Source organism: Paraburkholderia sp. RCC_158 (genome assembly GCF_041355255.1).
Classification (GTDB): domain Bacteria; phylum Pseudomonadota; class Gammaproteobacteria; order Burkholderiales; family Burkholderiaceae; genus Paraburkholderia; species Paraburkholderia graminis.
Genome location: NZ_JBFUPM010000005.1, coordinates 214,463 through 237,208 on the forward strand (window position 1 = coordinate 214,463; position 22,746 = coordinate 237,208).

General features: G+C 61.4%; 24 protein-coding genes. 12 read left to right on the top strand and 12 right to left on the bottom strand.

Going from position 1 to position 22,746, the window contains the following annotated elements; all coding sequences use genetic code 11:
- Positions 1-46: 46 nt before the first annotated feature.
- Both AB6809_RS12550 and AB6809_RS12555 read right to left on the bottom strand, forming a co-directional pair.
- Positions 47-1,441 (bottom strand): GH1 family beta-glucosidase, encoded by a 1,395-nt coding sequence (locus AB6809_RS12550; protein ID WP_371026762.1) that lies wholly within the window; start codon positions 1,439-1,441, stop codon positions 47-49.
- 243 nt (positions 1,442-1,684) lie between these two features.
- The gene (locus AB6809_RS12555; RefSeq protein ID WP_371026763.1) at positions 1,685-2,674 is read right to left on the bottom strand and encodes a LysR substrate-binding domain-containing protein; all 990 of its coding nucleotides are present in this window, start codon (positions 2,672-2,674) and stop codon (positions 1,685-1,687) included.
- A 75-nt stretch (positions 2,675-2,749) separates the two neighbouring features.
- Here AB6809_RS12555 and AB6809_RS12560 point away from each other — a divergent pair, with 75 nt between their 5' ends.
- Both AB6809_RS12560 and AB6809_RS12565 read left to right on the top strand, forming a co-directional pair.
- Positions 2,750-3,148 carry a nuclear transport factor 2 family protein gene (locus AB6809_RS12560; RefSeq protein WP_371026764.1) on the top strand — a complete coding sequence of 133 codons (399 nt, stop codon included), beginning with the start codon at positions 2,750-2,752 and terminating at the stop codon, positions 3,146-3,148.
- A 99-nt stretch (positions 3,149-3,247) separates the two neighbouring features.
- On the top strand, positions 3,248-3,520 hold the full coding sequence (locus AB6809_RS12565) for a hypothetical protein (RefSeq protein WP_006046667.1): 273 nt from the start codon (positions 3,248-3,250) through the stop codon (positions 3,518-3,520).
- Positions 3,521-3,596: 76 nt separating this feature from the next.
- On the opposite strand, the gene AB6809_RS12570 is transcribed toward AB6809_RS12565, so the two are convergent.
- Positions 3,597-4,289, bottom strand: coding sequence for a hypothetical protein (locus tag AB6809_RS12570; protein ID WP_308810916.1), 693 nt, complete (start codon positions 4,287-4,289; stop codon positions 3,597-3,599).
- A gap of 247 nt (positions 4,290-4,536) precedes the next feature.
- Between AB6809_RS12570 and AB6809_RS12575 the strand changes: the two genes are divergently transcribed.
- Entirely contained in the window at positions 4,537-4,863 is a 327-nt protein-coding gene (locus AB6809_RS12575; protein ID WP_006046665.1) for an H-NS family nucleoid-associated regulatory protein, read from the top strand.
- A 28-nt stretch (positions 4,864-4,891) separates the two neighbouring features.
- Here AB6809_RS12575 and AB6809_RS12580 read toward each other — a convergent pair whose 3' ends face one another.
- Both AB6809_RS12580 and AB6809_RS12585 read right to left on the bottom strand, forming a co-directional pair.
- Positions 4,892-5,344: a low molecular weight phosphatase family protein gene (locus AB6809_RS12580; RefSeq protein WP_244231069.1), complete on the bottom strand. Its 453-nt coding sequence runs from the start codon at positions 5,342-5,344 to the stop codon at positions 4,892-4,894.
- Positions 5,345-5,549: 205 nt separating this feature from the next.
- Positions 5,550-6,266 (bottom strand): J domain-containing protein, encoded by a 717-nt coding sequence (locus AB6809_RS12585; protein WP_371026765.1) that lies wholly within the window; start codon positions 6,264-6,266, stop codon positions 5,550-5,552.
- Positions 6,267-6,712: 446 nt separating this feature from the next.
- Between AB6809_RS12585 and AB6809_RS12590 the strand changes: the two genes are divergently transcribed.
- The 5 genes from AB6809_RS12590 to AB6809_RS12610 all read left to right on the top strand — a co-directional run bounded on the left by AB6809_RS12590 (position 6,713) and on the right by AB6809_RS12610 (position 11,371).
- Positions 6,713-7,372, top strand: a complete 660-nt coding sequence (locus AB6809_RS12590) for an NADPH-dependent FMN reductase (protein WP_371026766.1) — start codon at positions 6,713-6,715, stop codon at positions 7,370-7,372.
- 381 nt (positions 7,373-7,753) lie between these two features.
- Positions 7,754-7,969 carry a hypothetical protein gene (locus tag AB6809_RS12595; RefSeq protein ID WP_029965901.1) on the top strand — a complete coding sequence of 72 codons (216 nt, stop codon included), beginning with the start codon at positions 7,754-7,756 and terminating at the stop codon, positions 7,967-7,969.
- Between the two features lie 151 nt (positions 7,970-8,120).
- Entirely contained in the window at positions 8,121-9,044 is a 924-nt protein-coding gene (locus AB6809_RS12600) for a hypothetical protein (RefSeq protein ID WP_029965902.1), read from the top strand.
- An 11-nt stretch (positions 9,045-9,055) separates the two neighbouring features.
- Positions 9,056-10,510 carry an indoleacetamide hydrolase gene (gene iaaH / locus AB6809_RS12605; protein WP_371026767.1) on the top strand — a complete coding sequence of 485 codons (1,455 nt, stop codon included), beginning with the start codon at positions 9,056-9,058 and terminating at the stop codon, positions 10,508-10,510.
- Between the two features lie 12 nt (positions 10,511-10,522).
- On the top strand, positions 10,523-11,371 hold the full coding sequence (locus AB6809_RS12610) for a CDP-diacylglycerol diphosphatase (protein WP_310400707.1): 849 nt from the start codon (positions 10,523-10,525) through the stop codon (positions 11,369-11,371).
- Positions 11,372-11,414: 43 nt separating this feature from the next.
- Here the strand turns inward: AB6809_RS12610 and AB6809_RS12615 are convergent, their stop codons facing one another.
- The 6 genes from AB6809_RS12615 to AB6809_RS12640 all read right to left on the bottom strand — a co-directional run bounded on the left by AB6809_RS12615 (position 11,415) and on the right by AB6809_RS12640 (position 18,060).
- On the bottom strand, positions 11,415-12,221 hold the full coding sequence (locus AB6809_RS12615) for a MetQ/NlpA family lipoprotein (RefSeq protein ID WP_371026768.1): 807 nt from the start codon (positions 12,219-12,221) through the stop codon (positions 11,415-11,417).
- Between the two features lie 14 nt (positions 12,222-12,235).
- On the bottom strand, positions 12,236-13,309 hold the full coding sequence (locus tag AB6809_RS12620) for a formylglycine-generating enzyme family protein (protein ID WP_107707471.1): 1,074 nt from the start codon (positions 13,307-13,309) through the stop codon (positions 12,236-12,238).
- A gap of 37 nt (positions 13,310-13,346) precedes the next feature.
- Positions 13,347-15,317 (bottom strand): arylsulfatase, encoded by a 1,971-nt coding sequence (locus AB6809_RS12625; RefSeq protein WP_371026769.1) that lies wholly within the window; start codon positions 15,315-15,317, stop codon positions 13,347-13,349.
- A 132-nt stretch (positions 15,318-15,449) separates the two neighbouring features.
- The gene (locus tag AB6809_RS12630; protein ID WP_192699208.1) at positions 15,450-15,881 is read right to left on the bottom strand and encodes a hypothetical protein; all 432 of its coding nucleotides are present in this window, start codon (positions 15,879-15,881) and stop codon (positions 15,450-15,452) included.
- Between the two features lie 276 nt (positions 15,882-16,157).
- Positions 16,158-17,285, bottom strand: a complete 1,128-nt coding sequence (locus AB6809_RS12635) for a porin (RefSeq protein WP_192699209.1) — start codon at positions 17,283-17,285, stop codon at positions 16,158-16,160.
- Positions 17,286-17,388: 103 nt separating this feature from the next.
- Positions 17,389-18,060: a response regulator gene (locus tag AB6809_RS12640; RefSeq protein ID WP_192699210.1), complete on the bottom strand. Its 672-nt coding sequence runs from the start codon at positions 18,058-18,060 to the stop codon at positions 17,389-17,391.
- A gap of 505 nt (positions 18,061-18,565) precedes the next feature.
- On the opposite strand from AB6809_RS12640, the gene AB6809_RS12645 reads away from it, so the two are divergent.
- The 3 genes from AB6809_RS12645 (at position 18,566) to AB6809_RS12655 (ending at position 20,919) form a co-directional block, all read left to right on the top strand.
- Positions 18,566-19,597, top strand: coding sequence for a fatty acid desaturase (locus AB6809_RS12645; protein WP_371026770.1), 1,032 nt, complete (start codon positions 18,566-18,568; stop codon positions 19,595-19,597).
- A 79-nt stretch (positions 19,598-19,676) separates the two neighbouring features.
- Positions 19,677-20,318 carry a TetR/AcrR family transcriptional regulator gene (locus AB6809_RS12650; protein WP_371026771.1) on the top strand — a complete coding sequence of 214 codons (642 nt, stop codon included), beginning with the start codon at positions 19,677-19,679 and terminating at the stop codon, positions 20,316-20,318.
- Positions 20,319-20,523: 205 nt separating this feature from the next.
- Positions 20,524-20,919 (top strand): VOC family protein, encoded by a 396-nt coding sequence (locus AB6809_RS12655; RefSeq protein WP_006046645.1) that lies wholly within the window; start codon positions 20,524-20,526, stop codon positions 20,917-20,919.
- A 34-nt stretch (positions 20,920-20,953) separates the two neighbouring features.
- On the opposite strand, the gene AB6809_RS12660 is transcribed toward AB6809_RS12655, so the two are convergent.
- On the bottom strand, positions 20,954-21,646 hold the full coding sequence (locus AB6809_RS12660) for an SDR family NAD(P)-dependent oxidoreductase (RefSeq protein ID WP_371026772.1): 693 nt from the start codon (positions 21,644-21,646) through the stop codon (positions 20,954-20,956).
- Positions 21,647-21,778: 132 nt separating this feature from the next.
- Here AB6809_RS12660 and AB6809_RS12665 point away from each other — a divergent pair, with 132 nt between their 5' ends.
- On the top strand, positions 21,779-22,708 hold the full coding sequence (locus AB6809_RS12665; RefSeq protein ID WP_371026773.1) for a LysR family transcriptional regulator: 930 nt from the start codon (positions 21,779-21,781) through the stop codon (positions 22,706-22,708).
- Positions 22,709-22,746: the final 38 nt, after the last annotated feature.

Here is a 22,746-nt window from a genome sequence, read left to right on the forward strand (position 1 = left end):
GCTCACGCCCGTGTTCCAGGTCGACATGCAAACCAGCTTTCGTTGCCTATATGTATTGCTTCCGTTCCTTGCGCTCTTTCAGGAAGCGCGACACCAGTTCGGCACTCCGCTTTATCGTGCGCTTCTGCGTCGCGTAATCGACATGCACGATGCCGAAGCGGCGCTCGTATCCGAATGCCCACTCGAAGTTGTCCATCAGCGACCACAAGAAATAACCGCGTATGTCGACGCCCGCCTTGATGGCTTCGTCGACGGCCGCAAGATGGCGCTTCAGAAACGAAATGCGTTGTGTGTCGTCCACGCGGCCGTCGATCACTTTATCGTCGGACGCCATGCCGTTTTCGGTGATATAGACCGGCGGCAAATTCGCATACTCGCGCCTGAAGCTGATCAGCAGATCGCGCAAACCGTCGGGATACACTTCCCAGCCCATCTGTGTACGCTCGACGCCTTGCAGCGGCACGTCCTTGAAGCCGTGAGCACCATCGCTCGCGACATTCGTGCGGAAGTAATAGTTGATGCCGAGAAAATCGAGCGGCGCGGAAATGGTCTGCATGTCGCCATCGAGTATCAATGGCTCGGTGCCTGGCCACAGTTCGAAAAGCGCCTGCGGATACGTGCCCTTTAGCAATGGATCGAGAATCCACGCATTGTGCTGAACCTCGAACAGATGCGCGGCGCGGCGATCGTCGGCACTATCGCTATCGGGCGTGCCGCGCCCGATGTTCGCGACAATGCCCTTTTGCGAAGCCGGATCGTTCGCGCTCAATACAGGTACGGCGAGACCGTGCGCGAGCAGCAGATGATGCATCGCCTGCGTGGCAAAGCGCCCGTTGGCAAGACCCGGCGCGTGATGGCCATTTCCATAGCCGAGATACGCGGAACACCAGGGCTCGTTGAGCGTCGCCCATGCATCGACGTTGCCGGCCAATTCCCGGCTCATCAAATCCGCGTAATCGGCGAAACGGTACGCGGTTTCTCGATTCAGCCACCCGCCGCGATCTTCAAGATGCTGCGGCAAATCCCAGTGATAAAGCGTGACGAACGTCGTGATGCCCTTCTCTTTCAGACGCGCGAGCAGGCGCTTATAGAAGTCGAGTCCCTTGCGATTGGGCGTGCCGTCCAGATGCATCACGCGCGGCCACGCGATCGACAATCTATAGCCTTCGAGCCCGAGCCCCGCGAGCATGTCGACATCCGCTTCCCAACGATGATAGTGATCGCAGGCCACTTCGCCGCTGTCGCCGGCAAGCACCTTGCCGGGCGTCGCGCAGAAGGTGTCCCATATCGAAGGCAGGCGGCCGTCTTCGTTGACAGCGCCTTCGATCTGATACGAGGCAGTGGCCGCGCCTAATAGAAAGTTCTCGCGCCACAAAGTAGAGTCGGCGGGCGGCGTGAACGGATCGGCGGATGAATGAGAGGAAAGTGCGTCGTGTGCCACGGATTCTCCATGCAAGCGAGTTGCTCGGCTGAACTGACTGAACCGGGTACGGCAATGACGAAAAGCGACTGCGGAAAAGCGACTGCGTTGGACGTCGAAAGACCTGAGACTGGAAGCGCTTCCACACAAGCGCCCGCGAACAATATCAGTGGGCTCTTTGGCGCAGCAATCAGGGTTTGTCTGGAGGGGCGCTCGCACGCGCGCTTAATGCATGTGCAATGCATCGCGACGCGTGGCGATGCATTAAAGCGGAAGCTTTGCGCGCGTGGTCAAAGACGAAGACGGTATCGATTGTTCTTCTTCCGCCATCGTCGCGAGAACATCGGCAAGCGCACGAATCTTGTGCTGCGGCGCGCGTTGCGACGGATAGACGAGAAAGTAGCCGAGGCCGTTGCGCACGACGTGGTCGAAGGGCGTGACGAGCACTCCGGCTTCGATTCGGTCTCTTGCCATCCGCGCATCGCCGATAGCGACACCGTGCCCTTGCGCGGCGGCGGTGAGTGTCAACTCCAGTGTGTCGAGAACCAGTCCCTTGTCGGGATCGACATCTTTAGCAAGCGCACTATCGAGCCAGCATCGCCATTCGTCATGACTGGGTCCGGGATGCAGCAACGTGAGACGCGCGAGGTCGGCTAAACATGTCAGCGATGCGGCCACCTCCGGCGTGCACATTGGAGTCAGCGTCTCTGCAAACAAAGGTATCGCATTCAGGCCGGGCCACTGCCCACTGCCGCGCACGACAATCGCGTCGATGTCGGGCGTAGTGAATTCCGGCGTGTCGTCGGATGAAGTCGAGATGCGCAACTCGATTCCCTTGAGCGCGCTATTGATCTCAGAGAGCCGCGGCAGCAGCCATCGAATCGCAAACGTGGACGGTAATCGCAGCGTGAGAACCGCGCCCGTTGCAGCGTGTAGATCCGCATGCTCGACGAGCCGCGCAAGTACATCGACTGCGACGGCCTGCAGCGCCTGTCCCTCGGCGGTCAGTGTCAGCCCCGACGCATGGCGCACGAAAAGCGCGCAGCGATAGTGCGCTTCCAGTTGCTGAATCTGGCGACTCACCGCGCCTTGCGTGCGGCACAGATGATCCGCGGCTTTGCTGATGCTGCCGAAATGCCCGGCCGCCACGAATGACTGCAATGCCGCGAGTGGCGGCAAGCGGCGCGTGAGGTCGGCAAGTGGATATGCGAGCGCGGCATACCCGGCTTGCAAATTTTTCGATGGTTCGGTCATCGGTGCATCGCTATGGTGTCGATACCGGATGCCCGTTTGTTCAGACGGGTCGGATTGCCAATAAGGAGGACGATCGTGAATTCATCGTCGAAAGAACTATACACGGAGCGGATTCGTACTTACCTCGCAGCGCTGGAACGCGGCGACGTCGGCGCGATTTGCGCATTGTTCACACCGGACGCGCAAATCTTCTCGCCGCTTCTCGGCTGGATGAAGCCGGCGCCGTTCTTTGCAAAGGTCAATGCGGCGTCTGGCAAAAGCACGATCACACCTATCGACATTTGCGTGAGTGCGACTGGAGCTCCGCGCGCGACGGGTTACTTCATCTACGATTGGGGACTGAAAGACGGCTCGGCGGTGCGCTTTGAATGCGTCGATGTATTCGAATTCGATGAGAACGCAATCATCGAACGGATGATCATCGTCTACGACACCTATCCGATTCGCAGCACGGTCGGCGATAAGTACGCGTAGCGGGAAAGACGCACTAGGCACGCTAACGCGCTGGGCATGGTGCTTGCTGACGGGAAACCACATCCAACGTACTCATTGCTCGATTAGAGGACATTGAACATGGTGAACAACCGCCCTTGCACCGCGACCTGCGTTATCGACGGCATGCCGGTTACTCTGACTTTCTATCCTGACAGCGGCATACTGCGAATCGCCGATCCTTCGGGCGCGTGCATCAAGGAAACGCGCTGGCACGCGTCGTGGCGCTCGCTGCTGGACGAGTTCCGCCGCTTCGGCGAGCGCGCGGCGATGCAAGGGCCGGGCGTGGAGGCAATGGTGAGCCGCATCGTCGACAGCACCGATCACTCGACGACGCAATCCGCTTTGGCATAAAAGAACCGCGAGGCAGCGGCGTCGAAACCCGCTGCCTCATGCACTGCTTCGAATAGCAACGCCGAGCGCCTTTATTTCACTGGCCAAAGTAAATAGTGCATTGCGGGCCGCCGGAACAGCGCATATTTTGCCGGCTGCCGGCTTCTGAGTGCCCTGCCGCGACGCCTCCATAGGAAACGTTTTGCGTCGGCTGCGAAGCGCCTCCGGTGGGCTCGCTCAACGACATGTCGGTCGTGGCCTGTGCCGATTCGTTCGCATGGTTCATCAGCCTTTCGCTGGCGGGCGTCGCCGTCGATGTCCCAACGCCAGGCTCGCTCGTCATGTCGCCTGCGCTCGCAGCGCGCGGCGCGAGAAAAAGAAGAGCGCTCACAAACACCATCAATAATCGTAGTTTCATGTCCAGACTCCTTGAATCCGGCGCAGCAGTGTCGTCCCTCCTCGAGAATCGATCCGTGTAAAAAGCCAGCGTGGCCAAGCCTGGGACCAACGAAAAACCAGTTGTGACGCGGGCCTGCTGCATGGACTCGTCGAATGAAACGGATAGCGAGTCGCCCGCACCTGGCGGCCGGCGTGCCTGCGCGTACGATGATTGGCGCTCGGACGCCGCAGCCGGAAAAACACGGATTGTCCTCTCCGCTATTTCTTTTATAGTTCGGCCGGCGCGGAATTCAATCCGGCGACGCGGAACCGGTGAACGATCCCGGTTGCGCAGCCGGCAGTCCCAGTCGACGCTTAAATGCGAGAAAATCAGTTCAAACGGTGCGTGCATTACGCTCGCAGTGCGTTATGATGACGACATAACCACAAGACTGGCCCCGCACATGCACCGTTGCGAAACGGAGCGTGCACATGAGACGGCCGCCCAATGTCAGTGCATCGCCCCCATCGTTTTTTCCAATTTCGATTAATGACCTCACCGCGGACGGACGCCATTTAAATGGACTCCAATCTTTCGCGGGTTTTCCTCGCAATCTGCATTTGACAGAACGCTGACGCTTTAGAAGGACGAATATCTTATGGACGAAAGGAAGCGAGATAGCATGATTGCGTATCTCCGCCATCGCATGGAAGAGTTTGGCATCAAGCCGGAAGACCTTGCCGCCGTGCTGGCATCCGAACCGGTCGCGGAAAAGAACGCACGCTACCGCAGCGCGACGGGAGACAGTTGGGACGGCCAAGGCGAAATGCCTCAATGGTTGAAGCAGGCCATTAGCGCAGGACAATCTATCGACCACTTTGAATTATCGGCGCCGCCCGCGCCCACGCCGCAGCCGAAAAAACGCGTCGACTGGAAAAACGACCCGTTCGCAGGCAGTCCGCTCGCGCGCTCGAACGAACACTAAGCGGCAAGCGCCGCGCTAACGCGGCACATCACAGGTTGGCAAACTGGCCGGTGCACGAGTGCTTGCACTGCGTCGCGGCGTCGCTCGCTCTGGGCACGGCATATTGCGGCGCGTCGATAAAGGCGCTCAACTGACGCACGATTTGCCAGAACACCTTGTCGAATAAACGAGCCCGTTCGGGTTCGGTGACGTCGTCCGCGAGCGGATTGGCGAGATTCCATTGAGAAAGCGCGGGACTGCCGGGAAAGACCGGCGCATGCGGCGCAGCGACGCCCGAGTCGAGCGCGACCACGAAATCCATGCGCGGCGCCCATTCGCCGGTGAATTCAAGCCAGCTTTTCGGGCATAGCACGCCGAGGTCGGAAACGCCCGGCCGCAATTGCGTTATCGCAAGCGGATGCACTCGCGCGGCCGGTTCCGGGCCCGCGCTGAAAGCCTCGAACCGGTGTCCGGCCAGTTCCCGCAGCAAAGCTTCGGCCATGATGCTGCGTGCTGAATTCTCTCGGCAGAGAAACAGCACTTTATATTTCTTGGTCACGCTTACCCCGTACCGTGTTTTTCGTCTCTTGTATGTGCGATTGTGCCCGCAGAGTCTTGCGCCCCCGTGACACTACGATGTCTTTATTCCGCGCGCTACGGGAATTTGCCCCTGGAGCGGGCGGATCAAGAAACCGCCGACCGGATGATCAGAAGCGCAGCCCGTTGAGGAACTGGAACCAGAGACTGGACAAGCCACCGGCTGTATCGGCTTCTTTCGCCGTTTCTTTAGCAGGTTCTTTAGCGGTCTCTTTTGCGGCACGCGCGCGACGACCGGCAGGGTCTTCGGCGCCGGCGCCCATCGTGGCCGATTCCGGCGAGCCGGCGGCCTTTGCGTGCGAGGCGGCCTTTGCGTGCGAGGCGGCATCTGCCGCTTCCGCGGCCTCTGTAGAAGCATTATTGGCCGCCGTCTCGCGCCTCGAAGCGTGCAAGGCGGCCACACTGTCGGCAATCTGCGCGGCGCGCCCCGGCTCGCATTGGCGTCCGAGCAATACGCCGAACACGACATCGCGGTTGTGGCCTTCGTCGGCAAAACGCATCGCGAGCGACACCATTTCGGCGTACGCGGCCTCGTCCGCGGCACGCGCCGCCGCCTCGCGCTCCGCCTGCGCCTGTTGATGGCGCGCGCGCTGCGCTTCCCATTCGCGCATCTGCTCGGTGTACACGGCGTCGTAAATCTTGCGCTGAGCCGCGTCCGAGAGGATCGCGTAGGCGTCCCTGATCTCCTGAAAGGTGGCGCGCGCAACTTCCTCGGAACCCGCGTTGCGGTCCGGATGCCACTTCATCGCGGCCTTGCGGTACGCGCGTTTGATCTCTTCGTCGGTGGCGTGCATGGGCACGCCGAGCGTGTCATAGAGAGTTGCCATTTGCGTGCTGGACCTTGCCGGGTATCGTGTCGCGGATCATCGTAGCACGCGATAAACGGCGCGATCGTGAAGCGGCGCGCATGCGCCTGACTGCAGAACGCGCCAATAGAGCCCACGAAAAATGCCAAAAAAAAGGCCTCGCCAGCAATATGGCGAGGCCGAGTCCCATGTCAAGGAGTGTCATGGAGGAGACGCTTCGATCATAGCGGCCTGCCCGCTCCAACCTAAACAATTGTTCGCCATATGCTTATCGGCGCGGCATGGTCGGCGATCGCGGCATCGCGGCCATCGCGGCATGCACGTCGCGGTTATATCGTTAGAACAAAAAGTCGCTTCGTGCCGCACGCCTCGCTGATTAAGATGGTGCTTCATAGTCCGGTTCGCCCCGGCGCGCTTGTGCGCAACCCGCGCGAAGCGCCGTGAGCCGCTACCGAAGGAGCATTTCGTTGACCAGTTTCGATCATCACCGCCGCCCGCTCGTCGTCGGCATTGGCGGCACGACCCGCGCAGCTTCGTCGACCGAACGCGCACTCGGCTTTGCGCTGCGTGGCGCGGAAGCCGCGGGCGCCAGGACCCGGCTCTTTGGCGGCACGTTTCTGCATAGTCTGCCGCACTATGCGCCCGAACACAGCAAACGCACCGACGAACAGCTCGAATTGATCGAAGCCGTGCGCCACGCCGACGCGCTGATCATCGCGACGCCGGGCTATCACGGCGGCGTCTCCGGTCTCGTCAAAAACGCGCTCGACACGCTCGAGGAACTGCGCGCCGACGAGCGTCCGTATCTCGACGGCCGTGCGGTTGGCTGCATCGTCACGGCTTATGGCTGGCAAGCGCCGGGTTCGGTGCTGACTTCGCTGCGCTCGATCGTCCACGCGTTGCGCGGCTGGCCGACGCCGTTCGGCGCGGGCATCAACACGCTCGAGACGCGCTTCGATAGCGTCGATACCTGCTCCGACGCGAAGGTCGTCGACCAGCTCGCCACCGTCGGCCAGCAAGCCGCGCAATTCGCGCTTGCGTTCACCGCTCATCGTGCGCCAGGTCCGAACGCATCGGGCATTCAGGTTCAGCAAGCACAGTCCGCGCGTCTGCTGCACGCGGTTTAAAGCTCGGGCTCGAAGCCCCCGTTAGAAAGTTTTCGTTTACAGCGCCCCTCGTTTCGCGTCGTCTCGCTACGCGAACGAGGGGCGCCTGCATTCGTGCGCATGGTGCAGATCATGTGGACCGTGCGGCACATAACAGACTCATCGGCCGCCTGGCGCCATAGTGTCTGCGAACCCACCAAACGCGCCGTTATCCGGTGTTCCGAAGAGCGTTGCGGAACTCCCCTGATTTGCTTGCGAAGAATGATTGGTTCACGGGCCCTTCAGTGCGGCCTACGCTTGAGCCAGCCCGCAGACTCATCCGCCGCCTGATGCAAACGCGCATGCCACGCGTCATCTGTACCGGCTTCCTGTAAAAACGCGGGCATATCCACTGCCACGATCATGAATTCACACATCCGCTATAAAGGCTACGAAGTTGCGCCGGCCGCGCAGCGTTTGCCCAATGGGCTGTTCGCCGCCAACCTGACCATCGAAAAAGCCAGCGCAAGCCACGGCCCGGCCTATTGTTTCGACGCGCTCGACTATTTCTTCGACGAAGAACACGCGCTCGCCTATGCATTCCGCTGGGGACGCATGTGGGTCGACAATCATCAGTGAGTTATTCGCAGTGACCCATCCGCAGTAACCCAGCGCCAATGACGCGGCATCGACGCTGACGCGCGCCCGCGATCGTGCACCGTAGACGCCGCGTTGCGGGGCAATGTGACAGAATAGGCGACACATCGAGTTCGCTCTCTGTATGCTTGCCATGTCCGACACATTGACAGATGTAGCCGAAGACCCCAGCCTGCGCCACTGGACATTCACGGGCACTGCCCGCGTGAAGATCGGATCGGAGGCGCACAAGCACATGTTCTGCCGCATGCTGCTGGAGACTCACGATCCCTACAAACCCGCCGTGATCGACTGGCCGGCGCTGCCGCCCGACGCGCTCGCGCGGCTCTGCTCGCTGCCGATCTGGGACATCGCCGTGCAAACGGAAGGCCGCGCGTCGATCAACGTTCACACTTACGCCGCGCAATTGCAGGACCCGCTGCTGCGCGAAGCCATCACGATGGACGGCGACGAAGAAGCCCGTCACAAGCGCGTGCTCGCGAAGCTGATTGCGGCCTACGGCATCGAGATCGCGCCCGAGCCGAATTATCCTGCGCCGCGCGATCCCGAATGGGCGTGGATGCGCACAGGCTATAGCGAGTGCATCGACAGTTTCTTTGCGTTTGGCCTGTTTCGCGCCGCGCAGCAATCCGGCTATTTTCCAGAAGCGCTCGTCGAGACTTTCGAGCCCGTGATTCAGGAAGAAGCGCGTCACATTCTGTTTTTCGTCAACTGGGTTGCATGGCATCGACGTAACATGCCGCTATGGCGCAGGCCGTGGCACGCATTGCGTGTGGCCGCGATCTGGGTCGTGCTGATCTGGGATCGCGTGGCGATTGCGAGAGGCATCGACGCAAACGGCGTGGCACGCGATTCGAATTTTCTGCCCGCGAACAGCAGCGTGATCGGCAAGGGGCTGGACACGCCCGAACTCATCGAGCTATGTCTCGCGGAAAACGAGCGCCGCATGAGCGGCTACGACGTGCGGCTGCTGCGTCCGCGACTCGTGCCCGCGCTTGCCCGATTCGCGCTGCGCTTTTTTATCCGGCGTTCGCGCGGCCCGGACACTGAACCATAAGGAGAACGGCCATGACATGGACCGTCGATGAACAGCTCGCGTTGAGCGCAACCGAAGCCGTCGCCGCGATCCAGTCGGGCCGGCTCAATGCAACCGATTATGTCGCGACGTTGCTCGCGCGCGCGGCCGCACTTCAGACGCTCAACGCGCTGACCGTGATCGATCTCGGCGGCGCGCTCGCCGCGGCACGGCGCATCGACGCGCTGCCCGCCGAAGCAAAAGCGCAACTGCCGCTTGCCGGCCTGCCGATCGTCGTGAAGGACAACATCAATACGATAGGGTTGCCGACCTCGGCGGGCACACCGGCTCTCGCAGGCTTCGTGCCGCAGACCAATGCGCGTTCGGTGCAACGGCTTCTCGATGCGGGCGCAATCATTCTCGGCAAGGCCAACATGCACGAGCTCGCGTTCGGCATCACGAGCAGCAACCTCGCGACGCATGCGGGCCCTGTGCGCAATCCGTACGACCCTGCGCTGATTCCGGGCGGCTCGTCGGGCGGCACTGCGGCGGCGATTGCCGCGCGCATCGTGCCCGCGGGACTCGGCACCGACACCGGCGGCTCGACGCGCATTCCCGCTGCGTTGACAGGCACCGCGGGCTTTCGTCCGTCGGTCGGCAATGGCGGCGCCGAGCGGCGCTATGACGACGCGTACGGCGTCGTGCCGATCAGCCACACGCGCGATACGGTCGGTCCGATGGCGCGCAGCGCAGCCGACATCGCATTGCTCGACGGCGTGATTACCGGCGCCGGTCCGCTGCCCGCCGTCGCGCTGAACGGCTTGCGCATCGGCTTGCCCGCGCCGTTGTGGGCAGGACTCGAACGACAGGTTGAGGACGTCGCGCGCGCGGCGCTCAAAAAGCTCGAAGCAGCAGGCGTCGTATTTGTACCGGTCGCGATGAGCGAACTCGCGGATCTCAACGGCATGGTCGGCGGACCGATCGCGATTCATGAAGCGCGCGTCGACCTGCAAGCGTGGCTCGCGGCCAATCAGGCGCCGGTGCAAACCGTTGCGGAGATCGCGGCCCGCATCGCGAGTCCGGACGTGCGCGCGATCTACGACGAAGTGCTCGCCGGCACGCTCGACCCGCACTATGAGGCAGCGCTCAATCACTGGCGGCCGCTGTTGCAGGCTTATATCGCCGCCACTTTCGCCGACGAGCGTCTCGACGCGCTGCTGTTTCCGACCACGCGGTTGGCCGCTGTGCAGATCGACGAGATCAACGGTTCGTCGACAGTGTCGATAGACGGCGCACCGCCGATCGACACGATGGAAGCCTTCTTGCGCAACACCGACCCTGCGAGCACCTCCGGCATTCCTGGCTTGTCGTTGCCTGCGGGAATCAGCGCGCAAGGTTTGCCTGTCGGCCTCGAAATCGACGGGCCGCTCGGCAGCGACCGGCGCCTGCTCGCCATTGGCGTTGCAATCGAACAGCTACTCGGCGAAATACCGCCGCCCGTGTTATAGACCCGACACAAGATGCCGCTAAAAAAAGCTCTGATTCACGCGCCGACCGACACACTGGCGAATCCGCAATCCGTTGTTCAATCTCATCACCGCAGTCCTGCAAATCGCGGCGCGCGCCATGTCAGGCGAGCCGCGGCGCTGCTTGGCATAGCGCTTGCCGCCGCGGGCTGCGCGCGTCTCGCGGCCATCGATTCCAACGCGTTATGGAAGATCGTCGATATTCGCTGCGTGCCGGCAGAACAGGCGACCGGCACGCCGGGTCAATGCACGGCGGTGAATCTCGACAAACGCTACGCGATCCTAAAGGATATTGTCGGACGCTCGCAGTATTTGCTGATTCCGACGGATCGCGTGAGCGGTATTGAAAGTCCGCAGGTGCTCGCGCCGCATGCGCCAAGCTATTGGGCCGACGCGTGGGCCGCGCGGAGCTACGTGAACGGCGCCGTCAAACGGCAACTGTCCGATAATCAGTTAGGGCTCGAAATCAATTCGCAATTTCGCCGCACGCAGAACCAGTTGCATATTCACATCGACTGCATGCGCGCCGATATCAGCGACGCACTCGCGCGGCACGCGAAAGACGCGCCCGGCACATGGCATTGGGACACGCTCGACGGCGACCGATACCGGATCATGCGCGTGACCGCGCTGACCGGCGCGAGCGATCCATTTCGCCTCGTCTCGCTCGACAACCCGGACTCCGACGCAATGGCGATGCAAACCATCCTCGTGACGGGCGCGGGGGCGTCTGCGGAGAAAGACGGCTGGCTGGTCGTGAACAGCGGCCTCGATGCGGATAACGGCAGCGGTTCAGCCGAGGGGCTGCTCGATCACGCATGCCGTGTGGCGGACGCGTCGTAGCCGTCTCAAGTGTTGCTGTTGCAGCATGTGAGCAAACACGCCATCACCAGGGCCGGCGCACCGAGTCCTGATAGTGCGTGAGAATGAAATGCGCGACGTCGTCCGAGTGATACGCGGCCACCAGTTGCGCGACCCACGGCTGGCCGCAATCGGCGTCGCGCACGGTCAGCACGCCGGCATAGGGCGAGCGCGCGTCTTCCATGCCGATGCTGTCGCGCGCCGGATAGAGTCCCGCCTGCTGCGCGCTCGCACTGTCGATCACGACAACGGCCGCATCGTTCAGCGCCGTTACGAGCCGCTCGCGCGGCAGCGCGCGCAGCTTCAGATTGAGGCGGTTGGCAGTCACATCGCGCAGCGTCGCGTGAAGACCGGCGCGGTCGTTGAAAGTCAGCAGCGTGTAGTTTTGCAGCAGGATCAGCGCGCGTGCCATACCGTCGCGATCGGCGGGAATGACGATGGACGCGCCTCGCTGAATCTGCGTGAGGCTCGTCAGCTTGCGCGAATAAAGCGCCATCGGCAACGTGACGGTCGTTGCTACTTCGGAGAGCGCGTAGCCATGCTTTTCGCGCGACGCTGCGAACGCGGGGCCGTCCTCGAAGCTCGCGGCGTCGATCCGATGCGCGGCGAGCGCGGCATCGATCCGCGCACCGTCGTCGAATGTCACGACGTCGATGTCGAGTCCGCGCGACGTTGCCACGCGCCGCACTTCGGCCATGATTTCAGCGTGCGTGCCGCGCGTTACACCGACTTTGACGGCGGCTTTCACATCGCCGCTGTTTGCTTCAGGCTGCACGCCATACGCGGCGATTGCCGCCCCGCCGAGCAATGCGGCAGCGATCGTGGCACGCATATAACCTCGCAGTGTCATCCGTCGACATCCCGCAAGAGAGTTCTAAAGCCGATATGCGACGCCGGCAGATCCGCTTCCTGTTGTTCACGCGACGAGGCGCGATAGCGCACACAGTAATCGCGCGAGCAGAGGAACGAGCCGCCCTTGATGACCATAGGCGTGTCGTGCCTGCGCGTGGACGGCGCGACCGCCGCGGTATCGCCGTTCGTATGCGGCTGATGCGCGCCGGTGTAGACGTCCTTGGTCCACTCCCACGCATTGCCGATCATGTCGTACAGCTTGAAGCCGTTCGCCGCGTAGCAGCCGACGGGCGCGAGACCCACATGCCCGTCGTCGTTCGTATTGAGCACGGGGAATACGCCTTGCCAGTAGTTCGCGGCGGGCTTGCCCTGTGCATTGCGCGGCGCCGTGTCGAAATCGGCGCCTTCGTTGCCGCCCTTCGCCGCGTATTCCCATTCGGCTTCGGTCGGCAGATCGCGGCCAAGCCACCGCGCGTACGCCAATGCATCGGCTTGCGTGACGAGCGTCACGGGCTGGTTCATCAGACGGTCGATGCCGCTGCCCTCGCCTTGCGGATGCCGCCACGACGCGCCCTTCACCCACGTCCACCATGCGAGGTCGCGTGCGTCCATTTCCGCGCGCGTCGGCGAGTGAAAGACGGCTGCACCGCCCTGCTTTTCCGCGTCGGTGACGTAGCCGGTCGCGTTGACGAAAGCGGCGAACTGCGCGTTCGTCACGTCCGTCTGATCGATCCAGAAGCCGCCGACGCGCGTGCGGCCGTCGCCCGCCGGTCGTTCGTCCTGATAGCCGCGCGTGCTGCCGAGCACGAATGTGCCGCCATGCAGATGCACCATGCCGGCCTTCGGATCGTCACGCCATCCGGCGGGTAAGCCGGCGTAGCGCTCGCACTGTGTTTCGGAGCCGAGCGGCGCGAGCGAACGCGCGCGGTTCAGCTCGTCGAAACCGCTGGTTCTTGCAGGCCACGCTGCCGCCACCGCGAAAGCGGCGCCGAAGGCCGCAATGAAGACCGCGACGAAGAGGCCGCCAAATGCAGCAAGTGTTCTTACTCCGATGCGCGTCCTACTCATGATGCTGTGCCCGACATGATTGCACTCACGCGCTCGCTCAGTAGTAGCCGCGCGGCCGCAACGGTTCGACACCGCCCACGCCGGACATGTAGGCATTCCACTGCTGCACGAGTCCGTCGATGATCGAAGGATTCTGCGCGGCCACGTCCGTCGTTTCGCCGCGGTCCGACGTCATGTCGTAAAGCTGCCAGTGACCATCCACGGGACCGAGCGGCGGCTCCGTCCACAAGGCTTTCCACTTGCCGTCCGCGCTGCGCAGATAGCCGCGGCCGTACGCTTCATCCCCGAACGATGCAGTGTGCACGTCCGCATTCGACTGATCGGTCAAGACCGGCAGCAACGATTGCCCGGTGATGGGATACACATAGCGGTTGTTGTAAATCACCTTGCCCTTGTTCTGATCGACGCCTGTCAGCGAGTTGATCAGCGCAGGCGCGGGCTGCGTCGGCGGCGTAACGCCTGCGACGGCAAGGAAGGTCGCCGTGTTGTCGGTGACGTGCGTAAAGACGCGCAATGCCGGCTTCTGCGTGGTCTGGCCAGGCAAGCGCACGATCAGCGGCGTGGATACTCCGCCTTCCCCGGAATAGCCCTTCGTCAGACGGAACGGCGTTGCGCTGACTTCCGCCCAGCGCAAGCCGTATTGCAGACGCCGCGCGTTCTGCAGGCCGTTGTCGGTGCCGAGCGTCGAATAGACGGGCTCCGCGGCATTCGCCGTATCGGTCGCGCGCGGGTCCGCGCCGGAGTCGATCGGCCAGCCTTCGGCGCCGTTATCCGACTGGAACATGATGAACGTGTTGTCGTATTCGCCGATGTCTTTCAAATGCTGGATCAACAGACCGATGTTGTGGTCGAGGTTCTCGACCATGCCGGCATAGATCTCCATGTAGCGCGCCTGCGCTTTCTTTTCATCCGCGGAAAGGCTTGCCCATGACTTGTTCACAAAGCCCGGACCATAGTCGGAATACCCTTGCGCTGCACTATGAACGGCGCTCACGTATTTCGCGTTGGTGGTGCCGTTATTCGCGCTGGCCGGCGTCGCCGTCAGCGTTTCTGCGGCGCCCGCGTAGGGATTAAAGTCGGCGGGAATAATGCCGAGTGCTTTTTGCCGAGCGATGCGCGCCGCGCGAATGACGTCGTAGCCGGCATCGTACTTACCGGCATAGTTGTGCAGGTACGGTTCCGGCACCTGCAAAGGCCAATGCGGCGACGTGTACGCGGCATAAGCAAAAAACGGCTTGCCGTCTTTTCTATTTGAATCGATGTAGGAAATAAGCCTTTGCGTATAGAAGTCCGTCGAATAGAACACGGCCGGATTGCCGCCCGCGCCGCCGGGCTGACCCGGCTGTCCGGGCTGCACGTACTGCCCGTCTTCCGTATAGTTCTTCGAGCCCGCGGGCTCGTGCGCGAAGTGATTGGTCGCCGCGCCGCCGAGCAGCGCATAGCTATGCTCGAAGCCCCATTGGTCGGGCGTCTGTCCGCTGCCCGTTGCACTGCCGGCAATGCCCGAGCCGATATGCCACTTGCCCGCCATGTACGTGTGATAGCCCGCGTCCTTCAGCAGTTGCGCGACCGATAACGCGCGGTCGTTCAGATAGCCTTCGTAGCCTGGCAGACCTTTGCGTTCATCGGTCGGCACGCCCATGGTGCCTTCGCCGACCAGATGGTGATCGGTGCCTGAAATAAGCATCGCACGCGTGATCGCGCAAACGGTGCCCGTATGATGGTTCGTGAGAATGCGTCCGGATTGCACGAGCGCATCGAGATTCAGCGTATTGATTTCGCCGCCGAACGCGTGAATATCCGAGTAGCCCAGGTCGTCAGCCATGATGTACAGGATGTTCGGGCGCTTCGCGGCGACAGGCGCGGAGACCGGCGGCGGGGGAGACACACCGTCCGAACACGCAGAGAGCGCGATGACGCTGGCAATGACACCGGCAATGGCCGCACCGACTGCCCGCAGCCTGGGAACGGTTGGGAACGTGGATCGCTGCGACCTGGAACTCTGCATTGTTATATGACCGTGGTTGTCCGAGCCCGAAATGGTAGCAACCGGCCATTTGCCGCCCAACCAAGGTTTACTGAAAAGCAAGCGAGTTTCCGTGCTAAGGGATTGCCGCGTGTTTCGCGGCCTGGCGCGCGATCAATGATAGGTCGTCGTGGACGACTGCAGTTTCGTCAACACGCCGCGCTGAAAACGGAACCAGCCTTGCGAGCCTTGCATCACGACCTCGTCGCCTTGCCAGAACACGCGCTTGACCGTCATGCGTACACCGACGCGCTGCACCTGCGGCGGACGACGCCGGAAGTCGTACAGCACCGGGCCGGAGTCGGTTTGCACAAGCATGCGCGTGAGCGTGTCGTTTGCGCTGCTTACGTCGTCGAAATGCGCGAGAGTATTTGCGGCAAAGCGATCGAGAACTTCTCTATCAAGCAGTACGGTGAAATCGCGGCCGTCGTGCGCGAATTGCAGTTTTCCAGCGGGTGTATCGAGCGGGCCTGGGTCGTTGCTTTGTGCATGAGCAGCGGTGGCGAGAGAGACGGCCGCTAATGCGGCGACGAACAGTCGTTTCATGTTGTCTTTTAGTTAGGCAAGATGTGCGGACGGTGGAGTGTGAGTCGCGATTTGTTTATTCGCTTACCACCGCCATCATACCTTTCTGAAAGACCACGCCTGTTTACGCGATCGATGCGTGTCGACGTTTCTTCATCTCTTCATGCGAAGGGCAAAGGAAGCGGCGAACGGACTTATCCGCCGCTTCGTGCTTCCTGCTTCGTGCTTCCTGCTTCGTGCTTCCTGCTTCGTGCTTCGTGCTTCCTGCTTCGTGCTTCCTGCTTCCTGCTTCGTGCATCAAAAGCGAGTGCGGACACCTGTCGTCAATTCAAGCTGATTCGACGCACCGAACGTGCTGCCGACCGTATAGCCGCCATGCAGCTTCATGTAGTCGCCGGCAAGGTACACCTCGGTACGCTTGGACAGGTGATAGAACCCGGACCAGTAGAGCGTCTCCTTGTAGCCGTTGTGCAGACCGGAAGTCGGATCGAACGCGCCAATGTTCGCGTTCGGAATATTGCCGTCGGCGTTATACGCTGCATTCTTCACGCGCATCTGCTGATAGCCGAGTTCGTAATCGAACGGGCCTTTCGGCGCCAGCTTGAGCGATACGGTCCACGCGTTGTCCTGACGCTGACCGAGCGCGCCCTGGTTGCCCAGGTAGCGGAAATAGCCGGCGTTGGCGCGCAGAATTCCAAATGTATAGTTACCACCAACAGAATACGACTGGTTCGTGATGCCGGCGCGATTCACATGGCTATAGAACGCGGACACGTTGAATGGTCCGCCGTTGTAACCCAGTGCCGCCTGATAATTGGAGTTCGAGCCGAAACTCGTCGAATTGCCGAACGCGTAGCCGGCGCTCGCGAAGATGCCGTTATTGAAGAGTTTTTTCCACGCAACGCCGTTGTTATAGCGCGTACCCGTCGCGCTGCCCGCATAAAAGATCATCTGCTTGAAGTTGTTGGCATTCGTCCAGCCGCCCTCCTCGGTAGTCAGGCGCGCACTGCCGTAAGGGTCGCCATAAATGGCGGCTGCATCGCGAGCAATGGTGTTCTGAAAACCCGCCGTGATCTTGCCGAAGCTATCGTTCTCGATACCGACCCACGCGTCGCGGTCGAAGATCTGACCCGGATCTTCCATCTCGCCGTTAGCTACCACGTATTCGCTTTCGAGCCGGAAGATGATCTTGGAACCGCCGCCAATATCTTCCGCGCCCTTCAAGCCCCAACGGCTGCCGCTGAACCACGGCTCGCCATCGATACCCATGCCGATGACGTGCGCGCCGTTCGCATTGGCATGCGACTGATAGGTCGGCACGCTCAGGTCCATCAATCCATAAAGCTGCACGCTGGACTGAGCGTGAGCGCCGGTTGCCCCGCAAGCACCGGCTGCGACCGCGAGAGTCAGGTATCGTTTCTTCAAGTTCGTCTCCTCAAGTTGCTGCGTTGAAAATCTGATTGTTCTGGTCGTGATTTGGATAACTAAGCAGATTCGCCGATGCTTCGGGTTACGGCGCTTGCGACTATTAGAAATGCTTCGCGCGGAGAATGTAGCCGAGGCCTCGCAGCGTCATGATTTGCGCGCTCGACCTGGCGAGATGCTTGCGCAAACGGTGAATGTAGATGTCGATGGCGTCCGCGCTTGGCTCATCGTCCAGGCTGAAAACGCTTTCCATCAGCACGGACTTCGACACTGTCTTGCCTTGCCTCAGCATCAATGTTTCGAGGACGGTATGCTCGCGGCGCCGCAGCGCGAGGCGCTCGTCGTTGTGAAAGAACTCCCTTGTATCGGAGATGTATTGCAAGTCGCCACAGGTGAGGCACGACGACATGCCACCCGATTGCCGGCGAATCAGCGCCTTGATACGCGCGACGAGCTCGCGCACATCGAATGGCTTGACCACGTAGTCGTCGGCGCCTGCGTTGAAGCAATCCACTTTGTCGTCGGTCGAACCATGCGCGGTCAGCATGATGACCGGCACCGTGTCGCCGCGGCGGCGCAATCTTGCGAGCACTTCTTTGCCGTCCATTCGCGGCAGCCGAAGATCGAGCACGACGACGTCGTAGTGTTGCGTCGTCAGCATGGTGTCCGCGCACTCGCCGTTAGGAACGCAATCCACCGCGAAATTAGCGAGGCGCAGAAGATTGACGGTCCAGTGTGCAAGCTCGCTGTTGTCTTCAACCAGTAGTAGCTTCATCGGACCTTCCATTGATTAGTCGACCAGAAGGCGCTCGCCATGCCACGTGAGTTTCTTTCAGAAAGTCGCGCTCCCGCGTCACGCAGACAGCATGCTGTAAGCGGACGACTGCTTGCATCCTGTGGTGCCGGTTCTCAACGTAGCCTCGTCGTACTGCTTCGCTCCGCCTCGTTGCGATCACGCCGCGATTATGGGAGGACAAATCCTTCTCTCCGCTTTCATGGCGACCCGTTTTCCTTAGGGGAAATCCATGATGCATAGTGAAGCAATTGCACAATTCACGGTTGCGCGGCGACTTTTTTGAACCGTTGGGCCGGTCGTCGAACGACGTTTCTTAAGATTCCTTAAGGGTGAAGTCGCGGGTAGAAAGACGCGGCGTGAGTCGTTAATCGGCAGAACGGTTCTTTCGCAGCCGTAGCGCAATGCAATCCCGAACAAATTGGTTCCGGCGTCGTCTATTGGCCTTTAGCATCGGGTCTAAACTTGCATCCGATCGATTCAGCCGATGGCGATTTACCTCGACGACACCCAGCGCAACGCAATCGCCAGGCTCTCAACGAGCCGCGCCTGGCGCACACAATGGCCGACATGGGCGCTGATCGTCGCGATCTACGGCGGATGGTTCGGCATCGCGACCCACGCTCGCGTGCTCGGCTTGCCGCTCACCACCGCGCTGCTTGCTCTCGTGAGCGCGTGGTATATGTCGTTGCAACATGAATTGCTCCACGGCCACCCCACGCGCTCGGCACGGCTGAATGCACTGCTTGGCTTCGCGCCGCTGGCGGTATGGTTTCCGTACCGCGTCTATCGCGACTCGCATCTTCAGCATCACGACGATCCACAACTGACGAAGCCAGGGCACGACCCGGAAAGCTATTTCGTCGACGGTGAAGTGTGGGAACGCGCCGGCTGGGCAATGCGCGCGCTTCTCACGTGCCGCAACACGCTGGCCGGTCGCCTGCTGTTGGGACCGGCTTTCGCCATTGCCGCAACCGGCGTTGATGCGCTGCGCAAAATCAAACGCGGCGATTGGCGCGATGTGCCCGCGTGGCTTGCGCACTTCGCCGCGCTCGCCGCGCTAACCGCGTGGCTGCAATACGTTTGCTCGATTCCGGCGTGGGTGTTCATTCTCGGCGTCGGCTATGGGGCACTGTCGCTTGGCTCGCTTCGCTCGTTCCGCGAGCATCGCGCGGCACACGAGAGCGCACACCGCACGGTTATCAATGAAGCAGGCCTGTTCTGGCGGCTGCTTTATCTGAACAACAATTTCCATCTCGTCCACCATGACTTGCCGCACGTTCCGTGGTTCGCGCTGAGGGCGGTCTATGAGGCGTCCCGCGAGCAGTACATCGAGCGGTCGGGAGGATTTCTGGTCGCGGGTTATGGCGAATGGGTAAGGCGCTACGCGTTCGTCCCGGCTGAGAACCCGGTGCATGACCGGCCGCGCGGGTTTGCGCCTGCATTCAAGGAACCTGCGATGTATGCAGGGAAGGCGCTGCTCATCGCTGCATCGCGCGATGAATCCGATAACCGTTAGCTGCCGGAACCGAAAATAGTCCCGCTTTTCGTGGCGCGGTAGAATCCGAGCTAACGCTCGCTTCCTGCCATGCCGCACCATGAAAACGACCAGACGTCCCTCGTTAAAACCGCGCAAGCTTCCCCAGCAATCGCGCGCGCAACAAACCGTGGCGACGATACTCGAAGCCGCGGCGCTCGTTCTCGAAACCAAAGGCTCAGACGGCCTCAACACCAATCTGGTCGCGCAGCGCGCCGGTGTCAGCGTGGGCACGCTGTATCAGTACTTCCCGAACAAGGACGCGCTCATTGTCGCGCTGAGCAAACGCGAGCTCGCCGTGTTCCTTGCGGAAGCCGAAGGCGCGTTGCACGAGCCCACGGGCCAGAGCGCATTGAAGCACCTGATTACCGTCTCGGTACGCCAGCAACTGCGTCGTCCGGCGCTTGCACGCGTGCTCGATTTCGAGGAAGACCGCCCCGCCATTGCCAAAGAACTGGCCAGGTCCAAAGCAGCATTTCGCGCGGTCATCGAGCAGATTCTGGCGCGCGACGACATCCCGCCGCAGCCCGACATGCAGATTGCCACGGATGATCTCGTCGCCATCGTTCGCGCGATCGTGGACGGCGCCGGAGAGCGCGGCGAAACGGACCGCGCAGCGCTGGAAAGGCGCGTTGGGCGCGCGTTATGGGGCTACCTGGGCATCGTGGATAACCCTCTTCCGAAGCCGCGGAGCCGCAAATAGAGCGTGGACAAAATACGAGTACTCGCTCAGCTTGCCATCCCCTCTTCGCGCGAAAGCCTTTGCCCGCGGCGGACTAAGCGCTGCTAACACCCGCTCTCGAATGCGAGTTTCAAAACTGAGCGCTTGCTCGCAAAATAGGTTCTGTGAAGCGCGGCAACGTTCGCGCGCTTCACCGCACCCATTAACGTTTTCTGCGAGTTCGACTATGAATCTTCACAAAGAAGCCAAGCTGAACCACCTGAGCTTTCCCACTAACGACGTCGCCGAAACGGCCGCCTTCTTCGAAAAGTACCTGGGCTGCGAGGTCGCCGCTGCCGGCGAGCATCGCCTGCTCAAGCGCGACGGCTTCGACATCGTGCTCGAGCACGTCAGCGAAGAGACGCCTGTCTGGCCCAAAAACTTCCACTTCGGTCTCGAAGTCGCCACCCTGAAGGATCTTCACACGCTTCACGACGAGTTCCTGAAGGGCGGCGTTCAGATGGAAACAGGCGTCTTCAACAACACACGCGGGTCGCGGTTCTTCTGCCGCGCACCCGGCGGCGTGCTCATCGAGATCAATACTCGCGAGGACATGCAGGAGCAATGGCGCAAGCTGTTCTAGCGTGAATGCGAAGACACGCGCAATCGTCTGGCTTTCACCACGGCACCACTCGCCCGAGATAATCGAGGTAATGCAAACCCGCGCGGCCCTCGTAAGCCTCCATCGTATTGAGCAGATTCGGAATGCTCTCTTCGATACTCAGGCGCGCTTCAGGGCCGCCCATGTCCGTGCGTACCCAACCCGGCGCCATCAGCAGCAGGGTTCGCGGATCATTGGCATGGCGCGCTGCAAAGCTACGCATGAACATGTTCAGCGCGGCCTTGCTGCCGCGGTAAACCTCGTAGTTGCCGTTCACGTTGTTGGTTACGCTGCCCTGGCCCGAAGACATCACACCGATGGTGCCGCCCGGTTCAACCCGATCGTGCAAGCGCTCGATCACCCGCATCGGACTGAGCGAGTTGGTCACCATCACGCGCACGAATTCCTCGGTCGATACGTCCGCGATCGTTTCGCGATCGTCGTTCTTGACGCCGGCATTCACGAAGAGCATATCGAGTCGACGGCCTGCAAGGCGCGCGCGCAAATCCGCAATCTGCTCAGGCACGGTTATATCGAGCGTTTCGATTTCGAGTGCGCCTTGAAGATCGCGAAGCTTCTGCATTGACTGCGCGCGGCCGGTGGCAATCACGCGCCAGCCGCGTTTCAAATATTCGGCGGTCATCGCGAGGCCGAGACCGCGCGATGCACCGATAAGAAGAACCGTCTTTTGCCGATTGATGGTTTCCACAATCATCTCCTCGTCGTTAAGCAATTCGATCGGGAAAATATAATCGCTCGTGACGACTGCCGGAAGGCGCGACAGATGCATTCATAACCTGCGGCAAACGCCTCGTCCCGCACGCAAATGTTACGATCGGACATGCCCGAAATCGACCTCAATCTATTGATTGCGCTTGAAACGCTGCTCGACGATGGAAGCGTGGCCGGCGCTGCCCGCCGCCTGGGCCTGAGTGCCTCGGCAATGAGTCGAACGCTTGCGCGGCTTCGTGCCACGACTGGCGATCCGCTGTTGGTGCGCGCGGGGCGCGAGATGGTGTTGACGCCGTATGCCGAGGCGATTCGCGAACGCACGCGAAGTGCTCTTTATGAAGCACGCGCCGTTCTTCGTCCGTCGCATACTGAACCCGACTTGTCGACGTTGCGGCAGACCTTCACCATTCGCGCCAACGACGGTTTCGTCGAAGCCTTCGGCTCGCCGCTCATCGCCGCGGCAACAAAAATTGCGCCGCACGTCCGCTTGCGTTTTGCATCGAAGCCGGAGAAGAACGCGAACCCGCTGCGAGACGGTTCCGCTGACCTCGAAATCGGCGTGCTCGGCAAGATGGGTCCGGAAGTGCGCTTACAGGCGCTATTCCGCGATCGTTTCATGGGCGTAGTCAGGAAAGGCCATCCGCTCGAACGGGACGGCGAGATTACCGCTGAACGGTATGTCGCGTTCGGCCACGTCGTGGCGTCGCGACGCGCAAACGCAAGCGGTCCTGTCGACGACGCGTTGGCGCTCCTCGGCCTCGAACGCACCATTGTCGCGGTGGTGCCGGGCTTTCCCGCCGCGCTCGCCGTGGCGCGCACGTCCGATCTCGTCGCGCTCGTACCGGCTTCATTCGTCGGCGCTCACACGGCATGCCGCGAAGGCGCTGCAAGCGCCGACATCCACGCGTTCGAACTTCCGGTCGCGACGCAGCAGATCACCGTCTCGCAGATGTGGCATCCGCGTGTCGAAGTGGACCCGGTTCATCGTTGGCTGAGGCAACTGGTGTTGTCGGTATGTCGCCAACAGGTGCCGTTGTAAAGCGGCCGATTGCGGGTCGACGGCGCCCGGAACACCAC

Excerpts from the sequence above, each read along its gene's own strand:
- AB6809_RS12610 (WP_310400707.1), top strand. The coding sequence starts at position 10,523 with ATGCCGCTAAAAAAAGCTCTGATTCACGCGCCGACCGACACACTGGCG.
- AB6809_RS12600 (WP_029965902.1), top strand. The coding sequence starts at position 8,121 with ATGTCCGACACATTGACAGATGTAGCCGAAGACCCCAGCCTGCGCCAC.
- iaaH (WP_371026767.1), top strand. The coding sequence starts at position 9,056 with ATGACATGGACCGTCGATGAACAGCTCGCGTTGAGCGCAACCGAAGCC.
- AB6809_RS12630 (WP_192699208.1), bottom strand. The coding sequence starts at position 15,881 with ATGAAACGACTGTTCGTCGCCGCATTAGCGGCCGTCTCTCTCGCCACC.
- AB6809_RS12655 (WP_006046645.1), top strand. The coding sequence starts at position 20,524 with ATGAATCTTCACAAAGAAGCCAAGCTGAACCACCTGAGCTTTCCCACT.
- AB6809_RS12650 (WP_371026771.1), top strand. The coding sequence starts at position 19,677 with ATGAAAACGACCAGACGTCCCTCGTTAAAACCGCGCAAGCTTCCCCAG.
- AB6809_RS12570 (WP_308810916.1), bottom strand. The coding sequence starts at position 4,289 with ATGCACGCACCGTTTGAACTGATTTTCTCGCATTTAAGCGTCGACTGG.
- AB6809_RS12640 (WP_192699210.1), bottom strand. The coding sequence starts at position 18,060 with ATGAAGCTACTACTGGTTGAAGACAACAGCGAGCTTGCACACTGGACC.
- AB6809_RS12620 (WP_107707471.1), bottom strand. The coding sequence starts at position 13,309 with ATGAGTAGGACGCGCATCGGAGTAAGAACACTTGCTGCATTTGGCGGC.
- AB6809_RS12580 (WP_244231069.1), bottom strand. The coding sequence starts at position 5,344 with ATGGCCGAAGCTTTGCTGCGGGAACTGGCCGGACACCGGTTCGAGGCT.
- AB6809_RS12615 (WP_371026768.1), bottom strand. The coding sequence starts at position 12,221 with ATGCGTGCCACGATCGCTGCCGCATTGCTCGGCGGGGCGGCAATCGCC.
- AB6809_RS12555 (WP_371026763.1), bottom strand. The coding sequence starts at position 2,674 with ATGACCGAACCATCGAAAAATTTGCAAGCCGGGTATGCCGCGCTCGCA.
- AB6809_RS12565 (WP_006046667.1), top strand. The coding sequence starts at position 3,248 with ATGGTGAACAACCGCCCTTGCACCGCGACCTGCGTTATCGACGGCATG.
- AB6809_RS12595 (WP_029965901.1), top strand. The coding sequence starts at position 7,754 with ATGAATTCACACATCCGCTATAAAGGCTACGAAGTTGCGCCGGCCGCG.
- AB6809_RS12575 (WP_006046665.1), top strand. The coding sequence starts at position 4,537 with ATGGACGAAAGGAAGCGAGATAGCATGATTGCGTATCTCCGCCATCGC.
- AB6809_RS12665 (WP_371026773.1), top strand. The coding sequence starts at position 21,779 with ATGCCCGAAATCGACCTCAATCTATTGATTGCGCTTGAAACGCTGCTC.
- AB6809_RS12625 (WP_371026769.1), bottom strand. The coding sequence starts at position 15,317 with ATGCAGAGTTCCAGGTCGCAGCGATCCACGTTCCCAACCGTTCCCAGG.
- AB6809_RS12645 (WP_371026770.1), top strand. The coding sequence starts at position 18,566 with ATGGCGATTTACCTCGACGACACCCAGCGCAACGCAATCGCCAGGCTC.
- AB6809_RS12585 (WP_371026765.1), bottom strand. The coding sequence starts at position 6,266 with ATGGCAACTCTCTATGACACGCTCGGCGTGCCCATGCACGCCACCGAC.